Here is a 14,719-nt window from a genome sequence, read left to right as displayed (position 1 = left end):
CCGGTAGGCTCTGACCACGGGCGCAGCCCGCCCGCAAGCCACCCGTACCGACACAAACGAAGGACGATCGTGCTCATTGCCGGGTTCCCCGCCGGGGCATGGGGGACGAACTGTTACCTCGTCGCCCCCGCCGCGGGTGAGGAGTGCGTGATCATCGACCCCGGCCACCAGGCCGCGCAGGGCGTCGAGGAGGCACTCGCCAAGCATCGGCTCAAGCCCGTCGCCGTCGTCCTCACCCACGGTCACATCGACCACGTCGCCTCGGTCGTCCCCGTGTGCGGCGCGCACGACGTGCCGGCCTGGATCCACCCCGACGACCGCTACATGATGAGCGACCCCGAGAAGGGGATCGGCCGCACCATCGGCATGCCGCTCATGGGCGAACTCACCGTCGGGGAGCCGGACGACGTCAGGGAGCTGACCGACGGCGCCACGCTCGAGCTGGCGGGCATGGAGCTGACGGTCGCGCACGCGCCGGGCCATACCAAGGGGTCGGTGACCTTCGGCCTGCCCGAGGCGGCGGACATCCCGCCGATCCTCTTCTCGGGCGACCTGCTGTTCGCCGGCTCCATCGGACGCACGGACATGCCGGGCGGTTCCATGGACGACATGCTGGCGTCCCTCGCCCGCGTGGTCCTGCCGCTCGACGACCCGACCGTGGTGCTGTCCGGCCACGGCCCCCAGACGACCATCGGCCAGGAGCGCGCCACCAACCCGTATCTGCGGCAGGCAGCCGCGGGCCGGCAAGAGCACGGCGCCCCCGAGGCTCCCCGACGAGGAATGTGACGAGAGACCTTCCGTGAGCACCTTCAAGGCCCCCAAGGGCACGTACGACCTGCTGCCGCCGGACTCCGCCAAGTACCTGGCCGTCCGCGAGGCGATCGCCGCTCCGCTGCGCAACTCCGGCTACGGCTACATCGAGACCCCCGGCTTCGAGAACGTCGAGCTGTTCGCGCGCGGTGTCGGCGAATCCACCGACATCGTGACCAAGGAGATGTACGTCTTCGAGACCAAGGGCGGCGACCGGCTCGCCCTGCGCCCGGAGACCACCGCTCCCGTGCTGCGCGCCGTCCTCGAGGCCAACCTGCACAAGGCGGGCAACCTGCCGGTGAAGGTCTGGTACTCCGGCTCGCAGTACCGCTACGAGCGCCCCCAGAAGGGCCGTTACCGCCACTTCTCCCAGGTCGGCGCGGAGGCGATCGGCGCCGAGGACCCGGCGCTCGACGCCGAACTGATCATCCTGGCCGACCAGTCGTACCGAGCCCTCGGCCTGCAGAACTTCCGCATCCTGCTCAACTCCCTGGGCGACAAGGAGTGCCGGCCGGTGTACCGCGCCGCGCTCCAGGACTTCCTGCGCGGCCTCGACCTCGACGAGGAGACGCTGCGCCGCGCCGAGATCAACCCGCTGCGCGTCCTGGACGACAAGCGCCCGGACGTGCAGAAGCAGCTCACCGGCGCGCCGCTGCTGTGCGACTACCTGTGCGACGCCTGCAAGACGTACCACGAGGAGGTCCGTGAGCTGATCACGGCGGCGGGCGTCGTCTACGAGGACGACCCGAAGCTGGTGCGCGGACTGGACTACTACACCCGCACCACCTTCGAGTTCGTGCACGACGGCCTGGGCTCGCAGTCCGCGGTGGGCGGCGGCGGCCGCTACGACGGCCTGTCCGAGATGATCGGCGGCCCGTCCCTGCCGTCCGTGGGCTGGGCCCTCGGCGTCGACCGCACCGTCCTCGCCCTGGAGGCGGAGGGCATCGAACTGGACATCCCGTCCGCCACCTCCGTCTTCGCGGTCCCGCTCGGCGAGGAGGCCCGCCGGATCCTGTTCGCGAAGGTCACCGAGCTGCGCAAGAACGGCGTCGCCGCCGACTTCGCCTACGGCGGCAAGGGCCTGAAGGCCGCGATGAAGGCGGCCAACCGCTCCGGCGCGCGCTACGCCCTGGTCCTCGGCGAGCGCGACCTCGCCGAGGGCGTCGTCCAGCTCAAGGACATGGAGTCCGGCGAGCAGACCGCGATCGGCGTCAACGAGATCGTCGCCGAGCTGGAGTCGCGGCTCGGCTAGCACCCCGTACGCCGCAGGGGCGCACGCCTTCGTACGCGTGTGCCCCGGGCGAACGGGCGTCGGCCGGAACGTCACGCCCAGGGGCCGTCACCGGTGCGTTCTTATGTTCAGCGAACGGTGCGCGCACAGGCCCATGCGGCACAATGACCCTGCCCGAAGCAGCCCCGACTCAAGTGACGGAATCGGCGTGATGAGCAAGACGACAGTGAAGGACGTCTCCACCGTGGCAGAGCCCGCGCCGGAAACCTCCGCCGGAGCACCGCGCACCGAGGGCGGCAGCCGCGCCTTCGCCCTGCTGCTGGTCATCACGGGTGCCGCCGGGGTGCTCGCCGCGTGGGTCATCACGCTCGACAAGTTCAAACTGCTCGAGGCCAAGGTCGCGGGCACGACGTTCACCCCCGGGTGCAGCCTGAACCCGGTCGTCTCCTGCGGCAGCGTCATGGAGAGCGACCAGGCCGCCGTCTTCGGCTTCCCCAACCCGATGCTGGGCCTGGTCACCTACGGCATCGTCGTCTGCGTCGGCATGAGCCTGCTCGCCCGGGCCCGCTTCCCGCGCTGGTACTGGCTCACCTTCAACGCCGGCTGCCTGTTCGGTGTCGGATTCGTCACGTGGCTGCAGTTCCAGTCCCTGTACCGGATCAACGCGCTGTGCCTGTGGTGCTGCCTGGCCTGGGTCGCCACCATCCTGATGTTCTGGTACGTGACGTCCTTCAACGTCCGCAAGGGCTTCCTGCCCGCGCCGAACTGGCTGCGCGGCTTCTTCGGCGAGTTCACCTGGGTCCTGCCGGTGCTGCACATCGGCATCATCGGCATGATGATCCTGACCCGCTGGTGGGACTTCTGGACCAGCTGACGGCGCCCCGCGCTGTCGGTGCGGTCCTTTAGGGTTCTTGCGTGGAGCCCGACCTGTTCACCGCCGCAGCAGAAGAACGCCAGGAGAAGGACCCGACCGGCAGTCCCCTCGCCGTGCGGATGCGTCCGCGCACCCTCGACGAGGTCGTCGGCCAGCAGCATCTCCTCAAGCCGGGATCACCGCTGCGCAGACTGGTCGGAGAGGGCGCCTCCGGTCCCGCCGGTCCCTCCTCCGTGATCCTCTGGGGCCCGCCGGGCACCGGCAAGACGACCCTGGCGTACGTCGTCTCCAAGGCCACCAACAAACGGTTCGTGGAGCTGTCGGCGATCACCGCCGGCGTCAAGGAGGTCCGAGCGGTCATCGACGGCGCCCGCCGCGCCGTCGGGGGGTACGGCAAGGAGACCGTCCTCTTCCTCGACGAGATCCACCGCTTCAGCAAGGCGCAGCAGGACTCCCTGCTCCCCGCCGTCGAGAACCGCTGGGTCACCCTGATCGCCGCCACCACCGAGAACCCGTACTTCTCGGTGATCTCCCCGCTGCTCTCCCGCTCCCTCCTCCTCACCCTCGAACCCCTCACCGACGACGACGTCCGGGGCCTGCTCCGCCGTGCCCTGACCGACGAACGCGGCCTCAAGGATGCCGTCACGCTGCCCCGGGACACCGAGGACCACCTGCTGCGCATCGCAGGCGGCGACGCCCGCCGGGCGCTCACCGCCCTGGAGGCCGCCGCCGGGGCCGCGCTCGACCAGGGCGAGGCCGAGGTCACCCTGGCCACGCTGGAGTCCACCGTGGACCGGGCGGCCGTGAAGTACGACCGCGACGGCGACCAGCACTACGACGTCGCCAGCGCCCTGATCAAGTCCATCCGCGGCTCCGACGTGGACGCCGCCCTGCACTACCTGGCCCGGATGATCGAGGCCGGCGAGGACCCCCGCTTCATCGCCCGCCGCCTGATGATCTCCGCCAGCGAGGACATCGGCCTCGCCGACCCGAACGCACTGCCGATCGCCGTCGCCGCCGCCCAGGCCGTCGCCATGATCGGCTTCCCCGAGGCCGCCCTCACTCTCAGCCACACCACCATCGCCCTGGCCCTCGCCCCCAAGTCCAACGCCGCCACCACCGCCATCGGCGCCGCCCTGGAAGACGTGCGCAAGGGGCACGCCGGACCGGTCCCGGCGCATCTGCGCGACAGCCACTACAAGGGCGCCGGCAAGCTCGGGCACGGCCAGGGCTACGTGTACCCGCACGACCTGCCCGAGGGCATCGCCGCCCAGCAGTACGCGCCGGACGAGCTGAAGGAGCGGACGTACTACACCCCGACCCGGCACGGTGCCGAGGCGCGGTACGCGGACGCGGTGGAGTGGACCCGGGAGCACCTCGGTCGCAAGCGGCCCTGAGCAGCCTGTAGAATCGCCCGAAGTGCTGAGTCCCGTGCAGTCAGAACGGGACAACCAGCCGGAACCCCCAGCGGGTTCCAGGAGCGTCGCGCACCGTCGACCGGTGTCGCGGGCAGCCCACCACCACCCGGAGCTCCGGGAGCGGTCGGTGGGCCACTCGCGTGCTGCACGTATGTGCCCAGACCAGGGGAGCGGCTGCCCGGCAGGTCCCTCGCGGACCCGACGGGATTCCCCGGCTGCGGATGCGACCTCCCTCAACCCTGACAAGCCGGAAAACTAGGAAAGAGACACAGTGGCGAACCAGTCCCGCCCCAAGGTCAAGAAGTCGCGTGCCCTCGGCATCGCGCTGACGCCGAAGGCCGTCAAGTACTTCGAGGCCCGCCCCTACCCGCCGGGTGAGCACGGCCGCGGCCGCAAGCAGAACTCGGACTACAAGGTCCGTCTGCTCGAGAAGCAGCGTCTGCGCGCGCAGTACGACCTCAGCGAGCGTCAGCTCGTCCGCGCCTACGAGCGCGCCTCCAAGACCAACATGAAGACCGGCGAGGCCCTGGTCATCGAGCTCGAGCGCCGTCTCGACGCGCTGGTCCTGCGTTCGGGCATCGCCCGCACGATCTACCAGGCCCGCCAGATGGTCGTCCACGGCCACATCCAGGTCAACGGCCAGAAGGTCGACAAGCCGTCCTTCCGTGTCCGTCCGGACGACGTCGTGCAGGTGCGCGAGCGCTCCAAGGAGAAGACGCTCTTCACGATCGCCCGTGAGGGCGGCTTCGCCCCCGAGGGCGAGACCCCGCGCTACCTCCAGGTGAACCTCAAGGCCCTGGCGTTCCGCCTGGACCGCGAGCCGAACCGCAAGGAGATCCCGGTGATCTGCGACGAGCAGCTCGTCGTCGAGTACTACGCCCGCTGATCCAGCCGGACGCAGTACCCCCGCGGTACCTCAGCCCGCCGTCTCCCCGCCCCTCCGGGTGGGCGAAACGGCGGGCTTCGCGCTGTGCGCACCCGCCGCCGGCCGGCCGGACCCGCGCGGCGCCGGCAGCGCCGCCGCCCCCCGCCGCCGCAGCGCACGCGTCACCGCCTCCGCCCGGCCGAGCCGCGCCCCGTGCCGCACGTGCTCCTCGTACCGCTCGTCGCCCAGCTGCTTCCGGGCCGTCGCCTCGCACAGCTCGTGCGGCGCGTTGTAGTGCGCCGAGCCGAACAGCGGCAGCCCCACCGACGGCCACATCCGCGCCGCCGCCCCCTGCAGCACCGCGGCCTCCGCCGCATCGCCCTCCGTCACCGTGACCAGGGCCAGCAGCTCCACCGCCAGCACCGAACCCAGCTGGTCCCGGAAGCGGTGGGCGCCGCCCAGGCAGTCGGTCAGCAACCGCCGGGCGCGCACCGGGTCGCCCTCGCTCCAGGCCGCGTACGCCAGCACGTACAGCGCGTAGCCCCGGGCCCAGCGCTCGCCGTGGTCCTCGCACACCTGACGCACGTCCTCGCACAGCCGCACCGCGTCCGGCAGATCGCCCTGGAACGCCCGCGCCATCGCCAGTTCCACCTGGCCCATCAGCACGTTGGTGTTGAGCTCGCCGATCCGCCGGTACCGGCGCAGCGCCGAACGCAGCAGCGTCTCCGCGCGCGGCATGTCGTCCGTGACCAGCGCCAGACAGCCGGTGCGGTGCTCCGCGTACGCCACCGCCGTCGGGTTGTCCGAGCGCTCGGCCTCCTCCCGGCACTCGTGGAGTGCCGCCAGCGCGGGAACGGTGTCGCCCTGGAGGATCGCCACGTGGCCGAGCACCCACAGCGCCTTCAGCCGGGACTGCTCCCCGGCCGGCCCCGTCACGTCCAGCCGTACCGCCTGTTCCAGCCAGTGCCGCCCCTCCGACAGCCGCCCGCAGCCCACCCAGTGGAACCACAGGGCGCCCGCCAGGTACTGGCCCAGGTGCACCTCGTCGGGGTCGGCCAGGCAGTACTCGAGGGCGCCGCGCAGATTCGGCAGCTCCGCCGCCACCCGGGCGGCCACCTCGCGCTGGCGCGGCGAGAACCACTCCAGCTCGCACCAGGTCGCCAGCCCCACGTACCAGTCCCGGTGGCGCCGCCGCAGCCGCGCCGCGTCACCCGTCGCCTCCAGCCAGCCGGCGCCGTACGCCCGCACCGTGTCGAGCATCCGGTAGCGGACCCCGGCCGGTGCCTCCTCGCGCGTCAGCACCGACTGCGTCAGCAGCGCGCAGACGACGTCGAGCACCTCGTCGGCCGGCAGCCCGTCGCCGCTGCACACGTACTCGGCGGCCTCCAGGTCGAACGACCCCGTGAACACCGACAGCCTGGCCCACAGCAGCCGCTCCCCGGGCGTGCACAGCTCGTGGCTCCAGCCGATCGCGGTGCGCAGCGTCCGGTGCCGGGGCGGCGCGGTGCGGTCGCCGCCGGTCAGCAGCCGGAAGCGGTCGTCCAGCCGCCGCAGCACCTGCCCCGGCGACAGCGCGTCCAGCCGCCCGGCGGCCAGCTCGATCGCCAGCGGGATGCCGTCCAGCCGCCGGCACAGCTCCCGCAGCACTCCCTCGGCCTCGGTGTCCACCGCGTCCGCGCACGCGAGGTCCCGCTGCGCCGCCCGCACCGACAGCAGCTCCACCGCCTCCTCGGTGCCCAGCGGCGCCAGCGGGACCAGCCGCTCCCCGCACACGCCCAGCGGCCTGCGGCCCACCGCCAGCACCCGCAGCCCCGGCACGCGGCCCAGCAGGGCGGTCGCCAGCGCGCCGCAGGCGTCCACCAGGTGCTCGACCCCGTCCAGGAACAGCAGCAGCTCCCGCTCGGCGAGGTGCGCCAGCAGCGTCTCGCGCGGCAGGCGCGTCGTGTGGTCGGTCAGGCCGAGCGCCTCCACGACCGCGTAGTCGACGAACTCCGGATCGCGCACCGGCGCCAGGTCCACCCGCCAGACCCCGTCCCGCGGCGCGCACCGTGCCGCGGCCCGCGCCGCCAGACGGGACTTGCCGACCCCGCCCGCCCCGGTCACCGTCACCAGCCGGGAGCACTCCAGGGCCCGGGCCAGCCCGGCGAGTTCCGCCGCGCGCCCCACGAAGACGTCGAGCTCCAGCGGAAGGTTGCCGGGCGGTGGGCTGCCGGCGCGCCACTGATCTCGCATGGAACACGGAGCGTACTGGTCCGTAATCACTCCGTACAATCGCTTCGCCCGACTTCCCGGCCGGCGGACGGTAATCCGGTACGGAGCCCCGTGTGCGGCGCGATAGGCTCGGTGCACGACTTTCTCGATGTTCTCGATGTTCAGGCACGTCTTTCAGGGAGCGGGTGCACAGTGTCCGGTGGTGAGGTGGCCGGAATCCTGGTGGCCGTCTTCTGGGCGATCCTGGTCTCCTTCCTCGCCGTCGCACTGGCGAGGCTGGCCCAGACGCTCAGGGCGACCACCAAGCTGGTGGCGGACGTGACCGACCAGGCGGTCCCGCTGCTGTCCGACGCCTCCTCGGCGGTGCGCTCCGCGCAGACCCAGATCGACCGGGTCGACGCGATCGCCTCCGACGTCCAGGAGGTCACCTCGAACGCCTCGGCGCTGTCGACCACCGTGGCCTCCACCTTCGGCGGCCCACTGGTCAAGGTCGCCGCGTTCGGTTACGGCGTGCGCAGGGCACTCGGGGGTCGCAAGGAGGACGTGCCCGCGGGCCCGGCCAAGGAGCCGCGGCGCACCGTGATCGTCGGCCGTACGATCCCGGCCGCGCGGCGGACGAAGCGGAAGAAGGACTGATCCAGCGATGTTCCGCCGTACGTTCTGGTTCGGCACCGGTGTCGCCGCCGGTGTGTGGGCCACCACCAAGGTCAACCGGAAGCTCAAGCAGCTGACCCCCGAGAGTCTCGCCGCGACCGCGGCGAACAAGGCGATCGACGCGGGCACCCGGATCAAGGACCGCGCGGTGGGCTTCGCCCTCGACGTCCGCGACAACATGGCCCAGCGGGAGGCCGAACTGGACGACGCGCTCGGGCTGAACGCCCCCGTCGACCGTGAACTGCCCGCGCCCAGGCCGTACACCGCCATCGAGAACGGCAACGAACCGAGGTACGTCGACAGGACGACGTACTCGTACAACCGGAATGAGGACCACTGATGGAGTCGGCCGAGATCCGCCGCCGCTGGCTGAGCTTCTTCGAGGAGCGCGGGCACACCGTCGTCCCTTCGGCGTCGCTCATCGCGGACGACCCGACTCTGCTGCTGGTCAACGCCGGCATGGTGCCCTTCAAGCCGTACTTCCTCGGCGAGGTCAAGCCGCCCTACGACCGCGCCACCAGCGTCCAGAAGTGCGTGCGCACGCCGGACATCGAAGAGGTCGGCAAGACCACCCGGCACGGCACGTTCTTCCAGATGTGCGGCAACTTCTCCTTCGGCGACTACTTCAAGGAAGGCGCCGTCAAGCTCGCCTGGGAGCTGCTCACCAGCCCCCAGGACAAGGGCGGTTACGGCCTCGACCCCGAACGCCTGTGGATCACCGTCTACCAGGACGACGACGAGGCCGAGCAGCTCTGGCGCGAGGTCGTGGGCGTCCCCGCCGAGCGCATCCAGCGCCTGGGCAAGAAGGACAACTTCTGGTCCATGGGCGTGCCCGGCCCCTGCGGCCCGTGCTCCGAGATCAACTACGACCGCGGCCCCGAGTTCGGCGCCGAGGGCGGCCCCGCCGTCAACGACGAGCGGTACGTGGAGATCTGGAACCTCGTCTTCATGCAGTTCGAGCGGGGCGAGGGCACCGGCAAGGAGGACTTCGAGATCCTCGGGGACCTGCCGAGCAAGAACATCGACACCGGGCTCGGCCTCGAGCGGCTCGCCATGATTCTGCAGGGCGTGCAGAACATGTACGAGATCGACACCTCGATGGCCGTCATCGACAAGGCCACCGAGCTGACCGGTGTGGCCTACGGCGACGCCCACGAGTCGGACGTCTCCCTGCGTGTGGTCACCGACCACATCCGCACCGCCGTGATGCTCATCGGAGACGGCGTCACCCCCGGCAACGAGGGCCGCGGTTACGTGCTGCGCCGCATCATGCGCCGCGCCATCCGCAACATGCGCCTGCTCGGCGCCACCGGTCCGGTCGTCAAGGACCTGATCGACGTCGTGATCGGCATGATGGGGCAGCAGTACCCCGAGCTGATCACCGACCGCGAGCGGATCGAGAAGGTCGCCCTCGCCGAGGAGAACGCCTTCCTCAAGACGCTGAAGGCCGGCACCAACATCCTCGACACCGCCGTCGGCGACACCAAGGCCGCCGGTGGCACCGTCCTGGCCGGCGACAAGGCCTTCCTGCTCCACGACACCTGGGGCTTCCCGATCGACCTCACCCTGGAGATGGCCGCCGAGCAGGGGCTGTCCGTGGACGAGGACGGCTTCCGGCGCCTGATGAAGGAGCAGCGGGAGCGCGCCAAGGCCGACGCCCAGGCCAAGAAGACCGGGCACGCCGACCTCGGTGCCTACCGAGAGATCGCCGACCGTGCCGGTGCCACCGACTTCATCGGCTACACCGACACCGAGGGCGAGTCCACGATCGTCGGCATCCTCGTCGACGGCGTCTCCTCCCCGGCCGCCACCGAGGGCGACGAGGTCGAGGTCGTCCTCGGCCGCACCCCCTTCTACGCCGAGGGCGGCGGCCAGATCGGCGACACCGGCCGCATCAAGGCCGACTCCGGCGCCGTCATCGAGATCCGCGACTGCCAGAAGCCGGTCCCGGGCGTGTACGTCCACAAGGGCGTCGTCCAGGTCGGCGAGGTCACCGTCGGGGCCAAGGCCCACGCCTCCATCGACGGCCGCCGCCGTACGGCCATCGCCCGCGCCCACTCGGCCACCCACCTCACCCACCAGGCCCTGCGCGACGCCCTCGGCCCGACGGCCGCCCAGGCCGGCTCCGAGAACCAGCCCGGCCGCTTCCGCTTCGACTTCGGTTCGCCGTCCGCCGTTCCGACGGCCGTGATGACCGACGTCGAGCAGAAGATCAACGAGGTGCTCGCCCGCGACCTCGACGTCCGCGCCGACGTCATGGGCATCGACGAGGCCAAGAAGCAGGGCGCCATCGCCGAGTTCGGCGAGAAGTACGGCGAGCGGGTCCGCGTCGTGACCATCGGCGACTTCTCCAAGGAGCTGTGCGGCGGCACCCACGTGCACAACACCGCCCAGCTCGGCCTGGTCAAGCTGCTCGGCGAGTCGTCCATCGGCTCCGGCGTGCGCCGCATCGAGGCCCTGGTCGGCGTGGACGCCTACAACTTCCTCGCCCGCGAGCACACGGTCGTCGCCCAGCTCCAGGAGCTGATCAAGGGCCGCCCGGAGGAGCTGCCGGAGAAGGTCTCCGCCATGCTCGGCAAGCTGAAGGACGCCGAGAAGGAGATCGAGAAGTTCCGCGCGGAGAAGGTCCTCCAGGCCGCCGGATCGCTCGCCGACTCCGCCAAGGACGTGCGCGGTGTGGCTCTGGTGACCGGTCAGGTCCCGGACGGCACCACCGCCGACGACCTGCGCAGGCTGGTCCTCGACGTGCGCGGCCGCATCCAGGGCGGCCGGGCCGCCGTGGTCGCCCTCTTCACGACGGCGAACGGCAAGCCGCTCACCGTGATCGCCACCAACGAGGCCGCCCGCGAGCGCGGCCTCAAGGCAGGTGACCTGGTGCGCACCGCCGCCAAGACCCTCGGCGGCGGCGGTGGCGGCAAGCCGGACGTCGCCCAGGGCGGCGGCCAGAACGCGGCCGCCATCGGCGACGCCGTCGACGCCGTCGAGCGCCTCGTCGCCGAGACGGCGAAGTAGGACCGGCGATGCGCAGAGGACGCCGGCTCGCCATCGACGTCGGGGACGCCCGCATCGGGGTCGCCTCGTGCGACCCCGACGGGATCCTCGCCACCCCGGTGGAGACCGTCCCCGGGCGCGACGTCCCGGCGGCGCACCGCCGTCTGCGCCTGCTGGTCGAGGAGTACGAGCCCATCGAGGTCGTCGTCGGTCTCCCTCGCTCCCTCAAGGGGGGCGAGGGCCCGGCCGCGGCCAAGGTCAGGGGCTTCGCACAGGAGCTCGCCAAGGGCATCGCCCCCGTTCCCGTACGGCTGGTCGACGAGCGGATGACGACCGTGACGGCGAGCCAGGGGCTGCGCGCCTCGGGCGTGAAGTCCAGGAAGGGCAGGTCGGTCATCGACCAGGCCGCCGCCGTGATCATCCTCCAGCAGGCGCTGGAATCCGAACGGGTGTCAGGCAATGCACCCGGCGAGGGCGTCGAAGTGGTCATCTGATCGCGATACGGTAACGTTCCGCGCGATGCGGCGGCATTTCGAACAGCCCCCGCACAGCAAGAGGCGGAACGGCAGCCGGCCCCCCACGACAGGCCACGCCGACCACCGCCTCGCGGCTCTAGGGGATCGATGACTGAGTATGGCCGGGGCCCGGGCTCCGAACCGTGGCATCCGCAGGACCCGTTGTACGGGGACGGCGGATGGGAGGGACAGCAGGCTCAGACGGGTCAGCAGTCCCCCTACGGCGGCCAGCCGCAGCACTACCCGCAGCAGCCGCAGCAGACCCAGTACGGCGACTGGGGCGACGGCGGTCAGGGCGCGTACGGTCAGCAGCAGTACGACCAGTACGGCCAGCCGATCCCCGGGCCGGAGTACGACCAGTACGGCCAGCCGATCCCCGGGCCGCAGTACGACCAGTACGGTCAGCAGCAGTACGACCAGCAGCAGTACGACCAGCAGTACGCGGCCCAGGCGCAGCCCCATCAGGAGCAGAATCAGGGTTACGACAACGGCGGCTGGGGGGCCGGCGAGCACCCCCAGGCGCAGTACCCGGGCGACCCGTCCGACCCCTACGGCCAGCAGAGCGCCGCCTACGGCGCGGAGCAGCCCGACTTCTACGGCACCCCGGAGGCGTATCCGCCGCCGGAGCCGCCCGGCCGCCGGCGCACCGAACCCGAGCCGCAGAGCTCCGACGTGGATCCCGGTGCCGACGAGGGTGAGCACGCCTTCTTCGCGGGCGGGGACGAGGGCCAACCCGAGGACGGGGGCGACGGGGGCGACGGCGGCCGGGGCGGTCGTAGCGAGCGCCGGGGCCGGGGCGGCAAGCCCAAGAAGGGCCGCAGCGGCCTCGCCTGTCTCGTGGTCTGCCTGGTGCTCGGCGGCGGCGTCGCGGGCGTCGGCTACTTCGGCCTCCAGTTCTACCAGGATCGTTTCGGCGCGGCCCCGGACTACGCGGGCAACGGCAACGGCGAGAAGGTGACCGTCACCATCCCCAAGGGGGCGGGCGGAGCGACGATCGGCCAGGAGCTCAAGCGCCAGGGCGTGGTGAAGAGCGTCGACGCCTTCATCAGCGCCCAGCAGAGCAACCCCGAGGGCAAGAGCATCCAGGACGGCGTGTACACGCTGCAGAAGGAGATGTCGGCCGCGGCCGCGGTGGAACTCCTGCTCAGCCCCGCCAGCCGCAGCAACCTGATCATCGCCGAGGGCTGGCGCAACGTGCAGGTCTACGCGAAGGTCGACGAGCAGCTCGGGGTGAAGAAGGGCACCACGGCGAAGGTCGCCGAGGCCCAGTGGAAGAACCTCGGCCTGCCCGACTGGGCGTTGAACCACCGCAACACCAAGGACCCGCTGGAAGGGTTCCTCTTCCCCTCCAGCTACTCGGCGGCCAAGGGCCAGAAGCCCGAGGACGTGCTCAAGCAGATGGTGGCGCGGGCCAACGAGCGGTACACGGAGCTAGGCCTGGAGTCGAAGGCGGAGAGCCTCGGTCTGGACGGCCCCTGGGAGCTGCTCACCGTGGCGAGCCTGGTGCAGGCCGAGGGCAAGACCCACGAGGACTTCCGCAAGATGTCCGAGGTCGTCTACAACCGGCTCAAGCCCGACAACACCGAGACCAACCGGCTGCTCCAGTTCGACTCGACCTACAACTACGCCAAGGGCCAGAGCAACATCCACATCGGCGAGTCCGAGATCAACAGCGACAAGGACCCGTACAACACCTACACCAACACGGGCCTGCCGCCGGGACCCATCGGCAACCCCGGTGACGAGGCGCTCCAGGCGGCTATGGACCCCACGAACGACGGCTGGATCTACTTCGTGGCCACCGACGGCATGGACAAGACCGAATTCGCGAAGAACCACGACGACTTCCTGAAGCTGAAGGACAAGTTCAATGCCAGTTAGGGCCGGGGCGCAGAGGGCGGCCGTGCTCGGCTCCCCGATCGCCCACTCCCTCTCCCCGGTGCTGCACCGCACCGCGTACGCGGAGCTGGGCCTGGAGGGCTGGACGTACGACCGTTTCGACGTCGACGAGGAGGCGCTGCCCGGCTTCTTCGGGAAGCTCGGCCTGGAATGGGCGGGGCTGTCGCTGACCATGCCGCTCAAGCGGGCGGTGATCCCGCTGCTCGACGAGATCAGCGACACGGCGGCCTCGGTGGACGCGGTGAACACCGTCGTCTTCACCGAGGACGGCCGCAGGACCGGCGACAACACCGACATCCCCGGCATGGTCGCAGCCCTGCGCGAGCACGGCATCGAGAAGGTCGACACCGCCGCCGTCCTCGGCGCCGGCGCCACCGCATCCTCCGCGCTGGCCGCCCTGGCCCTGGTCTGCACGGGCGAGGTCACCGTGTACGTGCGCAGCGAGGCACGCGCCGCCGAGATGCGGGGCTGGGCCGAACGGCTGGACGTCGCCGTGCGCATCGCCGACTGGTCGCACGCCGAGCAGGCCCTGCACGCCCCGCTGGTCGTGGCCACCACACCCGCCGGCACCACCGACGCACTGGCCTCCGCCGTGCCCGAGAAGGCCGGGACCCTCTTCGACGTGCTGTACGACCCGTGGCCGACCGCGCTGGCGGCTCGCTGGTCGGCGAACGGCGGTGCCGTCGTCAGCGGACTCGACCTGCTGCTGCACCAGGCGGTGCTCCAGGTCGAGCGGATGACGGGCCGCGCCCCGGCCCCGCTGGCCGCCATGCGAAAAGCGGGCGAGCGCGCCCTCGCGGACCGCTAGGATCCGTCCGGTTCCGCAGGGGGCGGAACCGGGAGGGGAAGACGATCCATGTCCACAGGCGTGCCGCTGGCATCCGTGAAGAGCCAGATCTTCGAGGCCGTACTGGCCTTCCTGCCCGACTGGGTGCAGATCACGGTGCTCGCCCTGGTCGTGCTGGCCCTGGTCGCGTCCTGGGTGGTGAAGCTGTCGCGCCGGATCGCCCACCGGCACGCGGTCCGCAACGGTGCGCCGGTCCCGGCGGCGGTACCGTCCGGACAGGGCCGCGGCGCCGACTTCCTGGGCCCTTACGCGCCGGTCCAGGCCCCGCCCCGGCCGCAGCCGAGCGGCGCCGACTTCCTCGGTTCCTACGCTCCCCGGCAGGGCCGGGGCGACGGCTCCGCCTGAGCCCGGCCCGTCCGTCAGATGGACCGCCGGACGGGCCGGGCGGCCGGACGTGGGAGGAT

13 protein-coding genes are annotated in these 14,719 nt (G+C 71.3%); 12 read left to right on the top strand and 1 reads right to left on the bottom strand.

The window, feature by feature from the left end:
- Positions 1-69: 69 nt before the first annotated feature.
- The 5 genes from AC0VYN_RS24160 (at position 70) to rpsD (ending at position 5,219) form a co-directional block, all read left to right on the top strand.
- Complete coding sequence (locus tag AC0VYN_RS24160; protein ID WP_475532672.1) at positions 70-786, top strand: MBL fold metallo-hydrolase; 717 nt, start codon at positions 70-72, stop codon at positions 784-786.
- Between the two features lie 13 nt (positions 787-799).
- A complete protein-coding gene (gene hisS, locus AC0VYN_RS24155) occupies positions 800-2,062 on the top strand; it encodes a histidine--tRNA ligase (protein WP_475532671.1) in 1,263 nt (420 codons plus the stop codon).
- Between the two features lie 190 nt (positions 2,063-2,252).
- Positions 2,253-2,915 carry a vitamin K epoxide reductase family protein gene (locus tag AC0VYN_RS24150; RefSeq protein ID WP_475532670.1) on the top strand — a complete coding sequence of 221 codons (663 nt, stop codon included), beginning with the start codon at positions 2,253-2,255 and terminating at the stop codon, positions 2,913-2,915.
- A 41-nt stretch (positions 2,916-2,956) separates the two neighbouring features.
- The gene (locus tag AC0VYN_RS24145; protein ID WP_475532669.1) at positions 2,957-4,312 is read left to right on the top strand and encodes a replication-associated recombination protein A; all 1,356 of its coding nucleotides are present in this window, start codon (positions 2,957-2,959) and stop codon (positions 4,310-4,312) included.
- Between the two features lie 292 nt (positions 4,313-4,604).
- The gene (gene rpsD, locus AC0VYN_RS24140) at positions 4,605-5,219 is read left to right on the top strand and encodes a 30S ribosomal protein S4 (protein WP_030973190.1); all 615 of its coding nucleotides are present in this window, start codon (positions 4,605-4,607) and stop codon (positions 5,217-5,219) included.
- Between the two features lie 30 nt (positions 5,220-5,249).
- Here the strand turns inward: rpsD and AC0VYN_RS24135 are convergent, their stop codons facing one another.
- Positions 5,250-7,430: an ATP-binding protein gene (locus AC0VYN_RS24135; protein WP_475532668.1), complete on the bottom strand. Its 2,181-nt coding sequence runs from the start codon at positions 7,428-7,430 to the stop codon at positions 5,250-5,252.
- A 171-nt stretch (positions 7,431-7,601) separates the two neighbouring features.
- Between AC0VYN_RS24135 and AC0VYN_RS24130 the strand changes: the two genes are divergently transcribed.
- From AC0VYN_RS24130 to AC0VYN_RS24100, 7 genes are all read left to right on the top strand, one after another.
- Positions 7,602-8,045, top strand: coding sequence for a DUF948 domain-containing protein (locus AC0VYN_RS24130; protein ID WP_385470920.1), 444 nt, complete (start codon positions 7,602-7,604; stop codon positions 8,043-8,045).
- A gap of 7 nt (positions 8,046-8,052) precedes the next feature.
- Positions 8,053-8,403: a hypothetical protein gene (locus AC0VYN_RS24125; protein ID WP_475532667.1), complete on the top strand. Its 351-nt coding sequence runs from the start codon at positions 8,053-8,055 to the stop codon at positions 8,401-8,403.
- The gene (gene alaS, locus AC0VYN_RS24120; RefSeq protein WP_475532666.1) at positions 8,403-11,075 is read left to right on the top strand and encodes an alanine--tRNA ligase; all 2,673 of its coding nucleotides are present in this window, start codon (positions 8,403-8,405) and stop codon (positions 11,073-11,075) included. The genes AC0VYN_RS24125 and alaS overlap by 1 nt, the downstream gene beginning before the upstream one ends.
- An 8-nt stretch (positions 11,076-11,083) precedes the next feature.
- Complete coding sequence (gene ruvX / locus AC0VYN_RS24115; RefSeq protein ID WP_475532665.1) at positions 11,084-11,548, top strand: Holliday junction resolvase RuvX; 465 nt, start codon at positions 11,084-11,086, stop codon at positions 11,546-11,548.
- 129 nt (positions 11,549-11,677) lie between these two features.
- Positions 11,678-13,450: an endolytic transglycosylase MltG gene (gene mltG / locus AC0VYN_RS24110; protein WP_475532664.1), complete on the top strand. Its 1,773-nt coding sequence runs from the start codon at positions 11,678-11,680 to the stop codon at positions 13,448-13,450.
- Positions 13,440-14,276: a shikimate dehydrogenase gene (locus AC0VYN_RS24105; protein ID WP_475532663.1), complete on the top strand. Its 837-nt coding sequence runs from the start codon at positions 13,440-13,442 to the stop codon at positions 14,274-14,276. Before mltG ends, AC0VYN_RS24105 begins: the two co-directional genes overlap by 11 nt.
- Before the next feature lie 48 nt (positions 14,277-14,324).
- Positions 14,325-14,660 (top strand): hypothetical protein, encoded by a 336-nt coding sequence (locus AC0VYN_RS24100; protein ID WP_475532662.1) that lies wholly within the window; start codon positions 14,325-14,327, stop codon positions 14,658-14,660.
- Positions 14,661-14,719 lie beyond the last annotated feature (59 nt).

It is taken from the genome of Streptomyces sp. 63XJN7_1_ISO-PGPR-S23-121 (assembly GCF_056173025.1).
The sequence above is the reverse complement of the archived record's forward strand: the minus strand, read 5'-3'. Positions and strand labels throughout refer to the sequence as shown.